This window comes from Devosia honganensis, from assembly GCF_042648785.1.
Classification (GTDB): Bacteria; Pseudomonadota; Alphaproteobacteria; order Rhizobiales; family Devosiaceae; genus Devosia; species Devosia honganensis.
The window spans coordinates 964,840-981,814 of sequence record NZ_JBHRYD010000001.1; the positions used below are offsets into that span (position 1 = coordinate 964,840).

General features: G+C 66.6%; 17 protein-coding genes. 8 read left to right on the forward strand and 9 right to left on the reverse strand.

Annotated elements, in window-relative coordinates:
• Nucleotides 1-27: 27 nt before the first annotated feature.
• Entirely contained in the window at nt 28-267 is a 240-nt protein-coding gene (locus ACFOOL_RS04615; protein ID WP_380095309.1) for a hypothetical protein, read from the forward strand.
• A gap of 2 nt (nt 268-269) precedes the next feature.
• On the opposite strand, the gene fumC is transcribed toward ACFOOL_RS04615, so the two are convergent.
• From fumC to ACFOOL_RS04630, 3 genes are all read right to left on the reverse strand, one after another.
• Nucleotides 270-1,670, reverse strand: coding sequence for a class II fumarate hydratase (gene fumC / locus ACFOOL_RS04620; RefSeq protein ID WP_380095310.1), 1,401 nt, complete (start codon nt 1,668-1,670; stop codon nt 270-272).
• A gap of 117 nt (nt 1,671-1,787) precedes the next feature.
• Entirely contained in the window at nt 1,788-1,967 is a 180-nt protein-coding gene (rpmF, locus tag ACFOOL_RS04625; protein WP_286020162.1) for a 50S ribosomal protein L32, read from the reverse strand.
• A 174-nt stretch (nt 1,968-2,141) separates the two neighbouring features.
• Complete coding sequence (locus ACFOOL_RS04630; protein ID WP_380095312.1) at nt 2,142-2,852, reverse strand: biosynthetic peptidoglycan transglycosylase; 711 nt, start codon at nt 2,850-2,852, stop codon at nt 2,142-2,144.
• A 115-nt stretch (nt 2,853-2,967) separates the two neighbouring features.
• On the opposite strand from ACFOOL_RS04630, the gene ACFOOL_RS04635 reads away from it, so the two are divergent.
• From ACFOOL_RS04635 to ACFOOL_RS04655, 5 genes are all read left to right on the forward strand, one after another.
• Complete coding sequence (locus ACFOOL_RS04635; protein WP_380095314.1) at nt 2,968-3,870, forward strand: polyprenyl synthetase family protein; 903 nt, start codon at nt 2,968-2,970, stop codon at nt 3,868-3,870.
• A gap of 2 nt (nt 3,871-3,872) precedes the next feature.
• The gene (locus ACFOOL_RS04640; RefSeq protein WP_380095316.1) at nt 3,873-4,508 is read left to right on the forward strand and encodes an MOSC domain-containing protein; all 636 of its coding nucleotides are present in this window, start codon (nt 3,873-3,875) and stop codon (nt 4,506-4,508) included.
• A gap of 37 nt (nt 4,509-4,545) precedes the next feature.
• Nucleotides 4,546-5,013, forward strand: a complete 468-nt coding sequence (locus ACFOOL_RS04645; protein ID WP_380095318.1) for a YbaK/EbsC family protein — start codon at nt 4,546-4,548, stop codon at nt 5,011-5,013.
• Nucleotides 4,995-5,645, forward strand: coding sequence for a class I SAM-dependent methyltransferase (locus tag ACFOOL_RS04650; RefSeq protein ID WP_380095320.1), 651 nt, complete (start codon nt 4,995-4,997; stop codon nt 5,643-5,645). The genes ACFOOL_RS04645 and ACFOOL_RS04650 overlap by 19 nt, the downstream gene beginning before the upstream one ends.
• Before the next feature lie 105 nt (nt 5,646-5,750).
• Nucleotides 5,751-6,194, forward strand: coding sequence for a PACE efflux transporter (locus ACFOOL_RS04655; protein ID WP_380095321.1), 444 nt, complete (start codon nt 5,751-5,753; stop codon nt 6,192-6,194).
• 63 nt (nt 6,195-6,257) lie between these two features.
• Here ACFOOL_RS04655 and ispG read toward each other — a convergent pair whose 3' ends face one another.
• Entirely contained in the window at nt 6,258-7,499 is a 1,242-nt protein-coding gene (gene ispG / locus ACFOOL_RS04660) for a flavodoxin-dependent (E)-4-hydroxy-3-methylbut-2-enyl-diphosphate synthase (RefSeq protein WP_380095323.1), read from the reverse strand.
• A 156-nt stretch (nt 7,500-7,655) separates the two neighbouring features.
• Between ispG and ACFOOL_RS04665 the strand changes: the two genes are divergently transcribed.
• On the forward strand, nt 7,656-7,946 hold the full coding sequence (locus ACFOOL_RS04665) for a YkvA family protein (RefSeq protein WP_380095325.1): 291 nt from the start codon (nt 7,656-7,658) through the stop codon (nt 7,944-7,946).
• Between the two features lie 51 nt (nt 7,947-7,997).
• Here ACFOOL_RS04665 and pyc read toward each other — a convergent pair whose 3' ends face one another.
• The 3 genes from pyc to ACFOOL_RS04680 form a co-directional block, all read right to left on the reverse strand.
• Nucleotides 7,998-11,438 (reverse strand): pyruvate carboxylase, encoded by a 3,441-nt coding sequence (gene pyc, locus ACFOOL_RS04670; protein WP_380095327.1) that lies wholly within the window; start codon nt 11,436-11,438, stop codon nt 7,998-8,000.
• Nucleotides 11,439-11,537: 99 nt separating this feature from the next.
• Nucleotides 11,538-11,954 (reverse strand): TIGR01244 family sulfur transferase, encoded by a 417-nt coding sequence (locus ACFOOL_RS04675; RefSeq protein WP_380095328.1) that lies wholly within the window; start codon nt 11,952-11,954, stop codon nt 11,538-11,540.
• Nucleotides 11,955-12,075: 121 nt separating this feature from the next.
• Nucleotides 12,076-13,131: a glycine betaine ABC transporter substrate-binding protein gene (locus ACFOOL_RS04680; protein WP_380095330.1), complete on the reverse strand. Its 1,056-nt coding sequence runs from the start codon at nt 13,129-13,131 to the stop codon at nt 12,076-12,078.
• A gap of 222 nt (nt 13,132-13,353) precedes the next feature.
• On the opposite strand from ACFOOL_RS04680, the gene ACFOOL_RS04685 reads away from it, so the two are divergent.
• The gene (locus tag ACFOOL_RS04685; protein ID WP_380095332.1) at nt 13,354-14,556 is read left to right on the forward strand and encodes an ABC transporter substrate-binding protein; all 1,203 of its coding nucleotides are present in this window, start codon (nt 13,354-13,356) and stop codon (nt 14,554-14,556) included.
• An 85-nt stretch (nt 14,557-14,641) separates the two neighbouring features.
• On the opposite strand, the gene ACFOOL_RS04690 is transcribed toward ACFOOL_RS04685, so the two are convergent.
• Both ACFOOL_RS04690 and ACFOOL_RS04695 read right to left on the reverse strand, forming a co-directional pair.
• A complete protein-coding gene (locus ACFOOL_RS04690) occupies nt 14,642-15,967 on the reverse strand; it encodes a branched-chain amino acid ABC transporter permease (RefSeq protein ID WP_380095334.1) in 1,326 nt (441 codons plus the stop codon).
• Nucleotides 15,964-16,971, reverse strand: a complete 1,008-nt coding sequence (locus ACFOOL_RS04695; protein WP_380095335.1) for a branched-chain amino acid ABC transporter permease — start codon at nt 16,969-16,971, stop codon at nt 15,964-15,966. The genes ACFOOL_RS04690 and ACFOOL_RS04695 overlap by 4 nt, the downstream gene beginning before the upstream one ends.
• Between the last annotated feature and the right edge of the window lie 4 nt (nt 16,972-16,975).

The window sequence follows — 16,975 nt, forward strand, 5'->3', positions numbered from 1 at the left end:
ACAGGGCGGCCCAGAATGGAACAGCCGATGTCCGGACTGCCCGAAAACGACACGCCCCGCCCCCGCCTGCCGCTGCCCTTACAGCCGGCGGGACCGCGCCCGTCGCTGGCGCGGTCGCAGGCGAGCGCCGCCTTCCTCAGCCAGTTGCTCGCTATGCGGGAGCGCCGCCCCGAGCTATCCGCCCGAGCGCTGGGCGCCTATGGCCGCACCGCCAGCAGCGGCGAGCGGCGCATGCCCCAGGGCTTCCGCAAAAGCGTCCTGGCCTGATCCTATGATTTGACCTTGAGCGGGCCGACCATCTGCTCGGGCTTCACCTCGGCGTCGAATTCCTCGCCGGTGAGCAGGCCCAGATTGATGGCTTCCTCGCGCAAAGTGGTGCCGTTCTTGTGGGCGGTCTTGGCGATCTTGGCGGCATTGTCGTAGCCGATGCGCCGGTTGAGCGCCGTCACCAGCATCAGCGACTGGTCGACCAACTGCCTGATGCGCTTGCGGTCCGGCTCGATGCCCACGGCGCAGTGATCGTTGAAGCTCTTGGCCGCATCGGCCAGCAGCCGCACGCTTTGCAGGAAATTATAGGCGATGACCGGCTTGAACACGTTGAGCTCGAAATTGCCCTGGCTGGCGGCAAAGCCGATCGCCGCGTCATTGCCCATCACCTGCGCCACCACCATGGTCATGGCTTCCGACTGGGTCGGATTGACCTTGCCCGGCATGATCGAGGAGCCCGGCTCGTTTTCGGGGATGGTGATCTCGCCCAGGCCCGAGCGCGGGCCCGAGGCGAGCCAGCGCACGTCATTGGCGATCTTCATGAAGGCGACGGCCAATTGCTTCAGGGCGCCCGACGTGCCCACAAAGGCGTCATGCCCGGCAAGCAGCGCGAACTTGTTGGGGCCGGTGACGAAATCATGGCCGGTCAGCGCCGCGATTTCCTTGGCGACGGTGACGGCGTAATCGGGATGGGCGTTGAGCCCGGTGCCCACGGCGGTGCCGCCCAGCGCCAGTTCCTTGAGTTGCGGCATGGTCGCCCTTATGGCGGCCAGCCCATGATCGATCTGCGCCACCCAGCCGGAGATTTCCTGGCCCAGGGTCAGGGGCGTCGCGTCCTGCAGATGCGTGCGGCCGATCTTGACCACGTCCATGAAGGCCTCGGACTTGGCGGCCAGCGTATCGCGCAGCGCCTCGACGCGCTCATAGAGATAGGACTCCACCGCCTCGACCGCCGCGATATGCATGGCGGTGGGATAGGTGTCGTTGGAGCTCTGGCTCATATTGACGTGGTCGTTGGGGTGGACGGGCTTTTTCGAACCCATCTCGCCCCCGGCCATCTCGATGGCGCGGTTGGAGATGACCTCGTTGACGTTCATGTTGGACTGGGTGCCCGAGCCGGTCTGCCACACCACCAGCGGGAAGTGGCCGTCCAGCTTGCCCGCGATCACCTCGTCGGCCGCGGCGACCACCAGATCGCGGACGGCCTCGTCCATGAGGCCGAGCTTGAAATTGGCCAGCGCCGCCGCTTTTTTCAGGATGCCGAAGGCCTTGATGATCTCGGTGGGCATCTTCTCCCCGCCGATATCGAAATTCTGCAAGCTTCGAGCCGTTTGCGCGCCGTAATATCTGTCCCCCGGAACCTCGATCGTCCCCATCGTGTCCGACTCGACGCGTGTGCTCATCTTCTGCCTGTCTCCTGCGGGCCGCATTGCCGGCGGCGAAAAAAAACGGCCGACCCTTTGGGGGGCCGGCCGCTCGAATATCATATCAGGCGCCGGAGCGCCAAACCGCCTTTCGGCTCAGTTCTTGACCGCGAGGATCTGGCGGCCGCGATACATGCCGGTCTTGAGATCGACATGGTGCGGACGGCGCAGCTCGCCCGAATCCTTGTCTTCCACATAGGTCGGATTGGCGATCGCGTCGGCCGAACGGCGGAAGCCGCGCTTCATCGGCGAGGTCTTGCGTTTTGGCACAGCCATTTTTCGGTCCTTCCGAATTCAAATTCGTTGCGCCGCCGGGAGCGGCCAGAGACATATCTCTGATGGGATCGGGCGCTCTATAGAGGAAGACGCGGCGCTTGGCTAGGGGTTTTGTGGGCGCCGCCGCTTCCCCGTCCGGCCGTCGGCCGGTTCGACCGAAGCGCCTGGGGGCCGCTAAAGCGCCAGCCTGCCATCCTTGCTCACGCAGGCGGCGCGCTGGCCGTATAGGCGCGCCCGCTCCTCCACGATGCCGGCCACGCGCGAGAGCCCCGCACCGGGGCGGGCCGGATTGCGCAGGATGGGATTGGGCAGGGTGACGGCGAGCAGGCTCGCCGTGCGCCAGTCCAGATTTTGCGGCTCGCGGCCGAAGGCATGCTCCGCCCCGGCCGCGACGCCGAACTGCCCCGAAGGCCCCCATTCGGCGATATTGAGATAAATCTCCATGATGCGCCTTTTGGGCATGACCAGGTCGATATAGGCGGCCAGCGGCACTTCCAGCGCCTTGCGCAAGGCGCTTTGTCCGTTCCAGAGAAAAAGGTTGCGCGCCACCTGCATGGTGATGGTGGAGGCGCCGCGGGCATCCCTCCCGGCAAGGAAATTGTCCACTTCCTGCCTCAGCGCCGCGATATCCACCCCGTGATGGCGGCAGAACTGCCCATCCTCGGAAAGGATGACGGCGGCCTTGAGCCGGTCGGAAATATCGTCGATGTCCCGCCACTGCCGCACCACTTTCTGGCCGGTGGCGCCACGCACCAGCATGGGCACGGAGACCGGATCGACCGCCAGATAGAGCGGGGTCAGGACCAGCGGCAGGGCAACCAGCAGGGCAAGGGCAAGGAGCGGAATGCGGACGATCCGCCAGAGATTTTTTGCGCATCTTGCCATGGCGGGGTGTTTAGCGGCGGCGGCGGCGGAGGCCAAGAGGTCTTCGTCGTCAGAGAGCCGCCCGCGGCCGGCCTCTGCTCTTGCTCCTCTCCGGGCAAAAAGCTAGCAACGCACCATGTACGACTTTTCCGCCGACAGCGCCGATTGCGTCCGTTCCGTCGAGGCCGGGCTTTCAGACGTCCTGACCGGCGCCCGGCTTTCCGGCCCCGGCCCGGCGGCCGAGCGCCTGGTGGAAGCGATGCGACACGGCAGTCTCGAGGGCGGCAAGCGCTTGCGGCCGCTCCTCGTGCGGCAGGCGGCGGCAATCTTTTCGGTGTCGCGCGAGGCGGCGCTGCCGGCGGGCCTGGCGGTGGAGATGATCCATTGCTATTCGCTGATCCATGACGACCTGCCCGCCATGGACGACGACGCATTGCGGCGCGGGCGGCCCACCGTGCACAAGGCTTTCGACGAAGCCACGGCAATCCTGGCGGGAGACGCCCTACTGACCCAGGCCTTCGCCATCCTCGCCGACCCCCGATGCCATCCCGACCCGGATGTGCGGGTGGCACTGGTGGCCGAACTGGCCGCCGGCAGCGGTGCCGGCGGCATGGTGGGCGGGCAGATGCGCGACATCGAGGGGGAAGAGGGGAGCTTTTCCGAAACCGATATCGCCACCATGCAGGCCATGAAGACCGGAGCACTGATCCGCGCGGCGGTGCGCATGGGAGCCATGCTGGGCGGCGCCGATCCGCGCGCCCTTTCCGCCCTCACCGCCTATGCCGAGGCGGCGGGCCGCGCCTTCCAGCTCGCCGACGACATTCTGGACGTGACCGCGACGCAGGAGGCCATGGGCAAGGCCACCGGCAAGGACGCCGGGGCGGGCAAGCAGACCCTCGTTTCCCGGCTGGGGCTGGACGAGGCCCGGAAAAACCTCGACGCCATCGTTGCCGACGCCATTTCGGCCCTGCGCACCTTCGGGCCGCGCGCCGATGGACTGCGCGCCACCGCCCGCTATTTCGCCGCAAGGAAGAGATGACCATGGCCATGCTGCTCAGCGTCAACCGCGCCCGGCCGCGCCGCATTCCCGGCCACAAGGCCCTGACCGGCATCTGCAAGGAGCCGGTTGCCGGCCCGGTGGCGATCGGGCCCCAGGGCCTGGAGGACGACGCCATTCTCGACCGCCAGCACCATGGCGGGAGCGAGCAGGCGGTCTATATCTATTTTCAGGAAGACTACGACTGGTGGGCGGGCGAACTGGCCGCCCCGCCCGCGCCGGGCCTGTTCGGCGAGAACCTCACCATATCCGGCGCCAGCAGCGCCACCGCCGCCATCGGCGACCGCTTCGCCATCGGGGAGGTGGTGCTGGAGGTGACCGCCCACCGCACCCCCTGCGCCACCTTTTCGGCGAGAATGGGCGACCCGCAATGGGCGAAGCGCTTTTACCGGGCCAACCGGCCCGGCGCCTATTGCCGGGTGATCCGTCCGGGCGAAGCGGAAGCGGGCATGACCGTCGCCATCGCTCCTTTCGCGGGCGAGCGGATCACCATGGCCGAGCTGATGGCGCAGGACGGCCTCAAGGACATCCCGCGCGACTTCATGCGCCGGGCGCTGACGACGCCCATCCGCGAAAAGACCCGCTTCAAATATGAGACCAAGCTGGCCAGCCTGTTTTGAACGCGGCCATCCCTAACAAGACGAGTTGATTTCCACCATGAGCCTGCAATCCGTCCGCGAAGACCTGGCCGTCCGCGCGCCCGACCTCGAAGTCCTGGTAACCTGCGATTCCACCGCCACCGTGCAACTGGCCGCCCAGGTGCACGGCGTCGAGCCGGGGCAGATCGCCAAGACGCTGTGCATCCGCGTCCGGGACGAGGAGTTCCTGCTGGTGACGCGCGGCGATGCGCGGCTGGACAATGCCAAGTCGAAAGCCGCCTTTGGCGGCCGCCCGCGCATGCTGGGGGCCGAGGACGTGTTGCGCCTGACCGGCCACGAGGTGGGCGGGGTCTGTCCCTTCGGCCTGCCCGCGCCGCTGCCGATCTATCTCGATAGCTCGCTCAAAATCTACGACCTCGTCATTCCGGCGGCGGGCGACACCCATTCCTCGGTCAGGCTGAGCCTCGCCCGGCTGGCCGAATTATGCGGCGACCGCTGGGTGGATGCGTGCCAGCTTCCCGGGTGAACCCGTCGCCCGAAGAATTCATCCGCGGGCGCTTCGAACTGGCGCCGCTTTCCTTCCGGCCCGATATCCGGCTCTACCGCCCGACGCCGCGCAGCGGCCTCGCCGGCTTCCTGGCCGAACGCGGCGAGGCCGGCCGCACCCCCTACTGGGCCTATGGCTGGGCCGGCGGCGCTGCCCTGGCGCTTTACCTGCGCGACCATCCGGAAATCGTGCGGGGCGGGCGCGTGGCCGATTTCGGCGCCGGCTCGGGCCTTGCCGGCATCGCGGCGGCGCTGGCGGGCGCCAGGGAAGTGTGCGCCATCGAGCCCGACCCCCTGGCCCATGCCGCCATCGCGCTCAATGCCCGGGCCAATGGGGTAGCGATCGCTCTCCGGCCCGGCGGACCCCTTCCCGAGATTGACCTGATCCTTGCGGGTGACGTCTTTTACGATCCCGTGGTGGCGGCGCAGACCCTTGCCGTCCTCGAGACCGCATCATGCCCGGTACTGGTGGGTGACCCGTTCCGCCGCGACCTGCCGCGCCGGCGCCTCGAGCAGATCGCCGAATATGAGGTGCCCGACATGGGTGGCGGCGCGGCGGTACGTTCCGGCGTCTTCACCCTGCGCCGGGCGAATACCGGCAATGCCGGGTAGCGCTTGCCCCGGCGCCGCCGGCATCCTATATGGCCGGCAAGCGAGGACGGCCTCCCCCAGACCGGGATCACATTCGGGACGACCCGGATCACATGGGGATTTTCCATGCGCACCACCGCTGATCGCATCCGCCACGCCGTGTTCTTCGAAATCATCGGCATCGCCATGGCAACGCCGCTCGCCGCATTCGCCTTCCATCTGCCCGGCGGCGATTCCGCCGTGATCGTGGTGGCCAGCGCCACCGTGGCCATGGTGTGGAACTATGTCTACAATCTCGGCTTCGACCATGCGATGACCGCCTGGCGCGGCGGCACCGAAAAGACCGTGCCCATCCGCGTCGCCCACGCCATCCTGTTCGAATTGGGCCTCCTGACCATCATGCTGCCGGGCATCGCCTGGTATCTGCAGATCTCGCTGTGGGAGGCGCTGGTCATGGATATCGCGCTGGCCCTGTTCTACATGGGCTACGCCTTCGTCTACAACTGGGCCTATGACCGGGTGTTTCCGCTGCCCGAATGGCAGGTCAGCCCAGATGACCCGAGAATTTGAGCGCGCCCAGCACCAGGATCAGCATGGCCAGCCAGAACAGCCGCCTCTGATTGCGCTCGTTCATCATTCGGCCGCGCTCTGCCTGCCGGCGCCGAATTTACGCTCGATATAATCGGCCACCATGGCCTTGAACTGCTCGGCCACGTCGGGCCCGCGCAGCGTCGCCACCTTGGCGCCGTCGACAAAGACCGGCGCCGCCGGCATCTCGCCGGTGCCCGGCAGGGAAATGCCGATATTGGCGTGCTTGCTCTCGCCCGGCCCGTTGACGATGCAGCCCATCACCGCCACCGTCAGCGTCTCGACGCCCGGATAGCGCTCGCGCCATTCCGGCATGGAGGCGTCGAGATGGTCCTGGATCTCCTTGGCGAGCGTCTGGAAGGTGGTCGAGGTGGTACGCCCGCAGCCCGGGCACGCCGCCACGACGGGAAGGAATTGCCGGAACCCCATGGTCTGCAGCAATTCCTGCGCCACCTTCACCTCGGTCGTGCGGTCGCCGCCCGGCTCCGGGGTGAGGGAGATGCGGATCGTGTCGCCGATCCCCTGCTGCAGCAGGATGCCCAAAGCCGCCGAGGAGGCGACGATCCCCTTCGAGCCCATGCCGGCCTCGGTCAGCCCCAGATGCAGCGCATGATCGCTGCGCGCCGCCAGATCCTGGTAGACGGCGATGAGATGCTGGACGTCGGAAACCTTGGTGGACAGGATGATGCGATCGCGCCCGAGGCCGATCTCCTCGGCCCGCTGCGCCGAGAGCAGCGCCGACTGGATGATCGCCTCGCGCTGCACCGCGGCGGCCGAGACCGGGCTGGAGGACACCGCGTTCTCGTCCATGAGACGGGTGAGCAGTTCCTCGTCCAGCGAGCCCCAATTGACCCCGATGCGCACCGGCTTGCCATGGCGCAGCGCCAGTTCGATCAGCGTGGCGAATTGCGTGTCGCGCTTGGCCTTGAACCCGACATTGCCCGGATTGATGCGGTATTTGGCCAGCGCCTCGGCGCAGGCCGGATGATCGGTCAGCAGCTTGTGGCCGATATAGTGGAAATCGCCGACCAGCGGCACGTCATAGCCCATGGAGGCGAGACGGTCGCGGATATGGGGCACCGCCGCCGCGCTCTCGTCGCGGTCGACGGTGATGCGCACGATCTCCGAGCCCGCCCGGGACAGTTGCATCACCTGGCGCACCGTGGCGTCGATATCGGCGGTATCGGTATTGGTCATGGATTGCACCACGACCGGAGCGCCGCCCCCGACCATGACGCCGCCGACATTGACCCCAACCGATTGCCTGCGCGGCGCTGGACCGGCCATGTTCAACCCTTGCATTCCATCGCCCCCGAGATAGGCCTTCCCTTCTCGCCTGGCAACCGAACAATGAAATGACGATCCGGCGAGGAAGGAAAATATTGCCCGGCCCGGCATCTTGAACCGCGCCCCGGGCGAAACCATTTATCCGGTATGATGACCATGCTCCTTTCCCGCCTCGTCCTCTTCCGTAAGGAAGTCGTGCAGCTCTGGAACGCCTTCCGGGCGCGCGAGACCCCGTTTCACCTGAAGGCGGCAACGCTCTTCGTTGCCTTCTATCTGGTTAATCCCTTCGACATCCTGCCCGATTTCATTCCCGTGCTGGGCTGGGTCGACGATATCGTGCTGGTGCCGCTGATGGTGAGCTGGATCGTGTCGCGCCTGCCGGTGCCGGTCCGCGTCCATGCCGGCAGGCCCGGGCCGACCGTGGACGGCCGCTCGCGCCGGCTCTGACGATTTTACTGCCTGACGCCGAACCAAGGCCCGGATCACTCCGGGCCTTCGCTATTCCAGCCTGACCAGCAGGTCCTTGGCGTCGATCTGGTCGCCCGGCTTGATCAGCAATTCGGCCACCACGCCGTCCACTTCCGCATGGATGGCGGTTTCCATCTTCATCGCCTCGATCGAGCACAGCACGTCGCCGGCCGAGACCTTCTGGCCCTGAGCGACAGCGAGCGTGGAAATGACGCCGGGCATGGGCGCCCCCACTTCCCTGGGATCGCTGACCGAAGCCTTGGCGCGCGCCTTGACCTCGCCGGCCTTCAGCCGGTCCGGCACGATGATGGTGCGCGGCTGGCCGTTGAGATCGAAGAAGCAGCGCACCTCGCCCTTGTCATTGGTCGGAGCCCGGCCCTGATAGGTGATCACCAGCGTCTTGCCCTGCTCGATATCGACCAGGATCTCGTCGCCCTCGTTGAGGCCGTAGAAATAGACCGGCGTGGGCAGCACCTCGGTGGGGCCGTAGCGGTCCTGGGTCTTTTCGAAATCCGCATAGACCTTGGGATACATCAGATAGGAGGCGAGCCGGAAGTCGTCGACTTCGTGTCCCGCTTCCCCGGCGATCCTTTCGCGCTCGGCCTCGATATCGACATCCTCGAGATAGGAGCCGGGCCGCTCGGTGAGCGGTTTTTTGCCCTTGAGCACCTTCTTTTGCAGCGCCTCGGGGAAGCCGCCCGGCGGCTGGCCCAGATCGCCCATGAAGAAGCCGACCACCGAATCGGGAAAGGCGATGTCGCGGTGCGGGTCTTCCACTTCCTCCCGGGAGATGCCGGCCGAGACCATGGCCAGCGCCATGTCGCCCACCACCTTGGAAGAGGGGGTCACCTTGACGATGTCGCCGAACATCCGGTTGACGTCGGCATAGGTCTGGGCGACTTCGTGCCAGCGGGTCTCCAGACCCAGCGAGCGCGCCTGTTCCTTGAGATTGGTGAACTGCCCGCCCGGCATTTCATGCAGGTAGACTTCCGAGGCGCCTCCCTTGAGGTCGCTCTCGAAGGCACGATACTGAGTGCGCACCCCTTCCCAGTAAAAGGAAATCTGCCGGATCGCCGTGGCCTCGAGCCCGGTATCGCGCTCCGTATCGGCCAATGCCGCCACCAGCGAGCCGAGCGTCGGCTGCGAGGTGGTGCCCGAAAGCGCGTCCATGGCCGCATCTACCGCGTCGACGCCCGCTTCCACCGCCGCCAGCACCGTGGCCGAGGCGGCGCCCGAAGTGTCATGGGTATGAAGATGGACCGGCAGGCCCACCTCCTCCTTCAGCGTCGCGACGAGCTTTCTGGCCGCCGCCGGCTTGAGCAGCCCCGCCATGTCCTTGAGGCCCAGCACATGAGCGCCCGCCGCTTCCAGCTCGCGCGCCAGGGCAACGTAATATTTGAGGTCGTATTTGGCCCGGTCCGGATCGAGCATGTCGCCCGTGTAGCAGATGGCGCCTTCGCAGACCTTGCCCGCCTCGATCACCGCATCCATGGCGACGCGCATGTTCTCGACCCAGTTGAGGCAGTCGAAGACGCGGAAGATATCCACCCCGCCCCGAGCCGCCTGGCGGACGAAGAACTTGACCACATTGTCCGGATAATTGGTGTAGCCCACGCCATTGGAGCCGCGAAGCAGCATCTGCGTCAGGATATTGGGCGCGCCCTCGCGCACCTTGGCCAGCCGTTCCCAGGGATCCTCGTTGAGAAAGCGCATGGCGACGTCGAAAGTCGCCCCGCCCCAGCATTCGAGGCTGAACAGGTCCGGCAGGCCGCGCGAATAGGCCTCGGCGATGCGGGTGATGTCGAAGCTGCGCATGCGCGTCGCCAGCAGCGACTGATGCGCGTCGCGCATGGTGGTGTCGGTGAACAGCACCCGGGTCTGCGCCTTCATCCAGCGCGCCAGCCCCTCCGGCCCCTCGCGCTCCAGCACCTGCCGGCTGCCCTCGATGACGGGCAGGGGCAGAAATTCCGGCACGAAGGGCGCGGCGGCATCGGCGGGGGGCCGCGGCCGGTCGCGCACCTCGGGATGCCCGTTCACCGTGACGTCGGCGATATAGGACAGGAGCTTGGTGGCCCGGTCCTTGAGCGGCTTGAAATTGAACAGCTCGGGCGTCGTGTCGATGAAGCGGGTGGTATAGCGGTTTCCGACGAAATCGGGATGGGTGATGATGTTTTCGAGGAAGGCCAGATTGGTGGCGACGCCGCGAATGCGGAATTCGCGCAGGGCCCGGTGCATACGGGCAATGGCCTCGTCGGCGCTCGGTGCCCAGCAGGTGACCTTTTCCAGGAGCGGATCGTAATAGCGGGTGATGATCGCGCCGGCATAGGCGGTGCCGCCATCGAGCCGCACCCCGAAGCCGGTGGCGCCGCGATAGGCGGTGATGCGTCCGTAATCGGGAATGAAATTGTGTTCCGGATCCTCGGTGGTGACGCGGCACTGGATGGCATTGCCGTTGAGGCGGATCTTGTCCTGGGCGGGAACGCCCGATTCCGGCGTGCCGATCACCGCCCCGTCCAGAACGTGGATCTGCGCCTTGACGATATCGATGCCGGTCACCTCCTCGGTGACGGTATGCTCGACCTGAATGCGCGGATTGACCTCGATGAAGTAGAATTTGTCGGTATCGGCATCCATGAGGAATTCGACCGTGCCGGCGCCCCGGTAATTGGCGGCCCGGCCCAGCCGCACCGCCGCATCGGTCAATTCCTTGCGCACCGCGTCGTTGAGATAGGGCGCGGGCGCCCGTTCCACCACTTTCTGGTTGCGGCGCTGCACCGAGCAGTCGCGCTCGTAAAGATGGACGAGATTGCCGTGGTCGTCGCCGAGCAGCTGCACCTCGACATGGCGGGCGCGCTCGATCAGCTTTTCGAGATACATCTCGTCCTTGCCGAAGGCGGCCTTGGCTTCGCGCTTGCCCTCGGAGACCTCCGAGAGCAGGGATTTTTCATCGAGGATGCGGCGCATGCCGCGCCCGCCCCCGCCCCAGCTCGCCTTGAGCATCAGCGGATAGCCGATCTCGGCGGCCAGCGCCTTGATGGCCTCCGGATCGTCGGGCAGTGCCTCGGTCGCCGGCACCACCGGCACGCCGGCGGCGATGGCCATGTTGCGGGCGGCGACCTTATTGCCCAGATCGCGCATGGTCTGGGCGCGCGGGCCGATGAAGATTATGCCCGCATCGGTGCAGGCATCGACGAATTCGGGGCTTTCCGCCAGAAGGCCATAGCCGGGATGGATGGCGTCGGCGCCCGAGAGCCGGGCGATGCGGATATATTCCTCGATCTGCAGATACGCCTCGACCGGTCCCAGCCCCTTGCCGATCAGATAGGCCTCGTCGGCCTTGAAGCGGTGCAGCGCCAGCTTGTCTTCCTCGGCAAAGACCGCGACGGTCTTGAGGCCGAGCTCGTTGGCGGCGCGAAACACGCGAATGGCAATCTCGCTGCGATTGGCGACGAGGATTTTCTTGATGGGCATCGATCAGGTTCCGAGCAGAAGGGGCGAAAGGCCATGATGGCCCGGCTCAGCAAATCGACGGAAAGGACGGTGGCCCGCCCGACCGTCCGGATTTCATCCTCAGTCCCGGCCGAGATAGCCGGCCAGATGGCTCAAATCATATCCCGCCGCTGCGGCCTGGGCGAGGATATCCTGGGCCGGCATCTCGCCGGCCCGGCTCAGCGCCCAGAGCGTGGTCGAGCGCGTGCCCGACCGGCAAAAGCAGAATACCGGCCCGGCGCTCCCCTCAAGCGCGGCCCTGGTGCGGTCCACGAGGTCGGGATTGACCCCCTCGCGCCCCAGCGGAATGGCGTGATAGTCGAGGCCGGCGGCCCTGGCGGCCGCCTCGATCTCGGCACCGGCCGGCTGGTCGGGGCTTTCCCCGTCCGGCCGGTTGTTGACGATGGCAACGAAGCCCATGGCCTTGAGCGTCGCCACGTCCTCGGGCCGGATCTGTCCAGATACGCTGACGTGATCGTCGATCCGCTTCAAATCCAAGGCTGAACTCCCCTGCCCCGGTTGCTGTCCGGGCCGTTTATAGCCACGCGCCCCGGTCCGGCGCAACCATCCTCAAGGCCAAGCCGCCATCAGCCTTTCGGCGCAGGCGCCGGATCGGCGTTCAGGGAGCCGTGCCGACCCAGCTCCCCCAGAGATCGCCGCGCTCCTCGACGAACCAGTCGGCGACGCTTTCGAGCGTGGCGCCGGGAGCGTTGAGCCGGGCCAGCAGCGCATCCATCTCCGCCAGCGCCAGGCTGGCGCGCTGGAAATAGCCGGCGATGGCCGGCATGTCGGTGAACACCCGCTCCGCCAGCGCGATCACCACCAGATCCTCGGCGAAGGCGCTGGGCTGCGGATCGGCGCAGATCCGCCCGGCCAGGCATTTCGCCGCCGCCTCGTCATAGGCTCCCATGTCCAGGGCGACGAAATCGAGCTGGGCCAAAACCGCATTGGGCTGCCAATAATAGAACAGGAACGGTTCGCGCCGGTTGACCGCCTCGGCGATCAGCCGGTCCATCTCGAAGCGGTTGGCCGGCTCGACCAGTTCCACCAGGCGTTCCAGCCCGTGGGCCCGCACCAGATTGCGGTTGATGAGCGAACAGGCCCAGTCGATGGGGCAGGAAATGAACCGCACCGGCCCTTCCGGATGCAGTTGCGGCAGCGCGGCGGCGAGATCGGCCGCGGCGGGAGCTGCGGCGAAAGCGGCGGCCATATAGACCGGCATGTACCAGCCTTCGAAGCGCGCCTCCGCATAGGTCGGGGCGGCGCTGCGCAGCATCTGCCCCTCCATCGCACCGTTCCACAGTTCCGCGACGCGGTTGACCCAGACCTCGGGGACCACGGCGGGCTGTCCGGTCGAGCCCATGGACGAGATGGAGGTCGCCGGATCGCCCGGCGTCACCCGCACGTCGCAGCCGAACTGGGCGGCCAGGACCCGGGCATGGATTTCCGCCAGCAGGCTGGCCGAGGGCCAGCCCAGTCGGGCGATGCTGAACGGCTGGTCGCCGCAGGGTGCCGCGGGCAGGCTCGCCTCGATAGGCTGTTCCACCGCCGCTTCCGGCGCCGCCGCGCCGCCGCGCGCATCCTGGGCGGTGTCGAGCACGGTGAGCTGCGCCGCCGCCGGCGATGCCAGCATGGCCAGCGCCAGGATCGCGATGGCCGGACCTCGAAATCTCATGCGCACCCCTTTCCGGCACCGCCGCCAGTCTATGCGCGATCGGGCGGCGTTAAGCAACCGGAACGCCGTGCGATCCGGGCGCTCAAATCCCGGTGACTTTTACCTCCGGAATGTGCAACAGTCTGGTCAGCGGGGCGCGCATCGCGCCTGCTTATCCGTTGTCGCGCCGCAAGAAGGGGCCAGCAAGGCCACCCGGCGGGCAACCGAAACAGAGGGATGTCAATGTTGAAGAAAACCCTGACCCTGGCGGTCGCCGCCTCCAGCCTGATCATCGCCGCTCCGGCCCTGGCTCAGGAGGTCAAGATCGGCTTCCTCGCCGACGTGACCGGCGGCATTGCCGGGTTCGCGCCGGGCATGATCGATGCCGGCAATCTCGCCATCGCCAATGTCAACGACCAGGGGGGTATCCTGGACGGCCAGACGCTGGTCTCGGTGATCGCGGACAGCGCCTGCGATGCCGGCGCCGCCGGTCCGGCCGCCGACCGTCTGGTCAATGCCGAGAACGTCACCGCCATCTTCGGCGGCTATTGCTCGGGCTCCACCCTGGCCGGCGCCAATGGCTCGGCCATTCCGGGCAATGTCGTCATGATCTCGCCGGCCTCCACCGCGCCGGCCGTGGCCGAACTCGATGACAACGACCTCGTCTTCCGCGATGTGGTTCCCGACTCCATCCAGGGCGTCAAGGCGGCCGAATTGCTGCTCAGCCAGGGCGTCACCGAAGTGGGCCTCACCTATCTGAACAACGATTACGGTTCGGGCCTGGCCGGCGCCTTCGCCGATGCCTTTGCTGCCGGTGGCGGCACCGTGCTCGCCAATGTCGCCCATGAAGACGGCAAGGCCGACTACCGCCCCGAAATCGGCCAGATCGAGGCCTCCGGCGCCACCACGCTGGTGATCTATGGCTATGAGAATTCCGGTGGCGGCGCCATCCTCAACCAGGCCATCGAAGCCGGCTCGTTCGACCTGTTCATGGGCGGCGACGGCATGGCCGGCGACGCCCTGCTCGCCAGCCGCAACGGCGCCGATCTCGAAGGCATGATCCTCACCCAGGCCGCCGCCGCCGAAGGCCCCGCCTTCGACGCCCTGGATGCCTTAACCGCGGCTGCCGGCCAGGACGTCAACGGCACCTATGTGACCAATTCCTATGACGCCGTGTTCCTGTTGGCCCTGGCCATCGAGAAGAACGGCTCGGCCGAGCGCGAGGGGCTTTCCGCCGCGCTGCGCGAGATCGCCAACGCCCCCGGCGAGACCATCCTGCCGGGCGAATGGGCCAAGGCCAAGGAACTGATCGCCGCCGGTACCGACATCAACTATGAGGGCGCCTCCGGCTCCATCGAGTTCGACGAGGTCGGCGACGTCGCCGGCGCCATCAACTACTGGGTCATCGAAGGCGGCGAGCCCGTCGACAAGGGCCTGATCGAGTAAGTCGGTACAACCGCGAAGCGTTTACGGCCCGGGGTTTCCCCGGGCCGTTTTCATTTCAGCCTTTCCCCGCGATCGGGGCCCCGCCTCACGCATCGCGGCGCACGGTTTCAGGGATGAGCCCGCGCGGGGCGTAGCGCAGGGCGATGGAGATGACCACGCCGAGCACGAAGACGCGTGCCTGCAAGGCCCGTGAATCGATCTCGGGAATGGCGCCCCAGCCCATGCCGTCGGTGAAGGCCGAGAGATTGAGGAAGATGATCTGCGCCAGCGGATCGGAAATGATCCAGACGATGTAGATGAGGAAGGAGCCCAGCACCACGCCCCAATTATTGCCCGCCCCGCCCACGATCACCATCACCCAGATCATGAAGGTGTGATTGATCGGCTGATAGCCGGACGGATCGAAGATCTGGGTGAAAGTGGCCAGGATCGCCCCGCCGATCCCCATCAGGATCGAGCCGAAGATAAACAGCTCGAGCTGCCGTCCGGTCACGTCCTTGCCCATGGAGGCGGCCGAGATGTAGTTGTCGCGGATGGCCCGCATCATCCGGCCCCAGGGCCCGCCATAGGCGCGCTGGACCAGCAGGAAGGCCAGGACCAGCACCAGCACCGCGAGCACGAGGTACATGAGGCGGGCCAGCACGAAGCTTTCGGGGATGGAAAAGCCCTCCGCCTGCAATTGCTGGGGCAGCGGCGTCGGCCAGGGCATGGGCGAGACCGTCATGGTGCCGCGTGTCAGCCAGTCCATGTTCTTGATCAGCGCCCGCAGGATCTCGGAAATGCCGATCGTGGCGATGGCCAGGTAATCGGTCCGCAGCCCCAGGCTGATCCGGCCGATATAATAGGCGATGACGGCCGAGACGAGCCCCCCGAAGGCCCAGCCCAGCACCGGATGCAGCCCCAGCCCGCCCACGAAGCCGGCGGTGGATTCGATATAGGCGGCGGCCGGATCGATCTGGCTGCGATAGATGACATAGCCGGCGAACCAGGCCAGCGCCACGACGAACGCCTTCCCCTTGCCGGTAATGCCGAACCGGTCGACCCGCCGCGCCGCCAGCACCAGCGCCAGCCCGATGAGGAAGGCGATGAGCGCGCGTCCCAGCAGCATCGGCCCGTCGCTGTCCCAGAAGGCCATGTTGACCGGATAGGAGAGAAACACCGTCGAGGCGCCGCCCACCATGAGGAAACCCATGATGGCGAAGTTGAACAGCCCGCCATAGCCCCATTGGATATTGAGCCCCAGCGCGATGAGCGCGAAGGCGGTGGCCTGGGTGAGGATGAGCAGCACCGAGGCGGTGCCCTGCACCATTCCCACCACCACCACGATGAGGAACATGGCGGCGAACAGCATGAGGCCGCGCCGGAGCGGGCTGTCCCAGCTCCTTGTCGCGGCGGCGGCGGCCGGGCTCATGTCGAGGCTCCCTTGAAGATACCCGTGGGCCGCACCAGCAGGGTGATGACCAGGATCACGAAGGCCACGGTGAGTTTGTACTCGGTGGGCACCAGCGCCAGATTGGCCGGCAACGCCATGCCCTCGGGCAGCACGGCATTGAGCGGGCGCAGCACCGCAGTCCAGTTGAACACCGCCAGCGTCTCGGCAAAGGCGATGAGGAAGCCGCCCACGATGGCGCCATAGGCATGGCCCAGACCGCCCACGATGGCGGCGGCGAAGATCGGCAGCACGATGTTGAAGGCCAGATCGGGCATCAGCGCCACGTCGAGCGCCAGCATGGTGCCGGCGACGCAGGCGAGCCCGCCGGCAATGACCCAGGTGACCCGCACGACGAGGGCGGTATTGATGCCCGAGACCTGCGCCAGATCGGCATTGTCGGCCATGGCGCGCATGGCCTTGCCGAGGCGCGAGCGGGTGAGGAACAGATGCAGCGCCACCACCAGGAGCGCGGTGACCACGAACATGATGAGCTGCGGCTCGGTGACGTTGATGGGCCGCGTTCCGCCGGCCCAGCTCATGTCGAAGCGGAAGATGTCCTTGGCTTCGCCCGGCACGTACATGGTCTTGGTGCCCGACCCGAAGAACAGCCGCACCAGGCCCTGGATCATCAGCGTCACCCCGATCGAGGCGATCAGCAGCGTCACCGGCTTGGCCCCGCGCGCCCGCAGGGGAGCGTAAAAGCCCTTGTCGATCCCCAGGGCGATGAAAGCGGTGAGAACCATGGCCACGGGAAGCACCACGAAGCCCATCGGCAGTGGCAGGATGATGCCCATGGCGGCGAGCGCCGAGGCCAGGAGGAAAGCGATGAAGGCGCCCATTGTCATCATATCGCCATGGGCGAAATGGGCGAACCGCAATATGCCGAAGATCAGCGTCACCCCGATGGCGCCGAGCGCGTAGATCGAGCCCAGCACGGTGCCCGAAATCAGGACGCGGTTGATGAAGAAGATCAGCTCGTCCATCGGC

What these genes read in the sequence shown, in the direction of transcription:
- ACFOOL_RS04685 (WP_380095332.1), top strand. Translation starts at nt 13,354, where the DNA reads ATGTTGAAGAAAACCCTGACCCTGGCGGTCGCCGCCTCCAGCCTGATC.
- ACFOOL_RS04640 (WP_380095316.1), top strand. Translation starts at nt 3,873, where the DNA reads ATGGCCATGCTGCTCAGCGTCAACCGCGCCCGGCCGCGCCGCATTCCC.
- ACFOOL_RS04635 (WP_380095314.1), top strand. Translation starts at nt 2,968, where the DNA reads ATGTACGACTTTTCCGCCGACAGCGCCGATTGCGTCCGTTCCGTCGAG.
- pyc (WP_380095327.1), bottom strand. Translation starts at nt 11,438, where the DNA reads ATGCCCATCAAGAAAATCCTCGTCGCCAATCGCAGCGAGATTGCCATT.
- ACFOOL_RS04690 (WP_380095334.1), bottom strand. Translation starts at nt 15,967, where the DNA reads ATGAGCCCGGCCGCCGCCGCCGCGACAAGGAGCTGGGACAGCCCGCTC.
- fumC (WP_380095310.1), bottom strand. Translation starts at nt 1,670, where the DNA reads ATGAGCACACGCGTCGAGTCGGACACGATGGGGACGATCGAGGTTCCG.
- ACFOOL_RS04615 (WP_380095309.1), top strand. Translation starts at nt 28, where the DNA reads ATGTCCGGACTGCCCGAAAACGACACGCCCCGCCCCCGCCTGCCGCTG.
- rpmF (WP_286020162.1), bottom strand. Translation starts at nt 1,967, where the DNA reads ATGGCTGTGCCAAAACGCAAGACCTCGCCGATGAAGCGCGGCTTCCGC.
- ACFOOL_RS04695 (WP_380095335.1), bottom strand. Translation starts at nt 16,971, where the DNA reads ATGGACGAGCTGATCTTCTTCATCAACCGCGTCCTGATTTCGGGCACC.
- ACFOOL_RS04665 (WP_380095325.1), top strand. Translation starts at nt 7,656, where the DNA reads ATGCTCCTTTCCCGCCTCGTCCTCTTCCGTAAGGAAGTCGTGCAGCTC.
- ACFOOL_RS04655 (WP_380095321.1), top strand. Translation starts at nt 5,751, where the DNA reads ATGCGCACCACCGCTGATCGCATCCGCCACGCCGTGTTCTTCGAAATC.
- ACFOOL_RS04630 (WP_380095312.1), bottom strand. Translation starts at nt 2,852, where the DNA reads ATGGCAAGATGCGCAAAAAATCTCTGGCGGATCGTCCGCATTCCGCTC.
- ACFOOL_RS04680 (WP_380095330.1), bottom strand. Translation starts at nt 13,131, where the DNA reads ATGAGATTTCGAGGTCCGGCCATCGCGATCCTGGCGCTGGCCATGCTG.
- ACFOOL_RS04645 (WP_380095318.1), top strand. Translation starts at nt 4,546, where the DNA reads ATGAGCCTGCAATCCGTCCGCGAAGACCTGGCCGTCCGCGCGCCCGAC.
- ispG (WP_380095323.1), bottom strand. Translation starts at nt 7,499, where the DNA reads ATGGCCGGTCCAGCGCCGCGCAGGCAATCGGTTGGGGTCAATGTCGGC.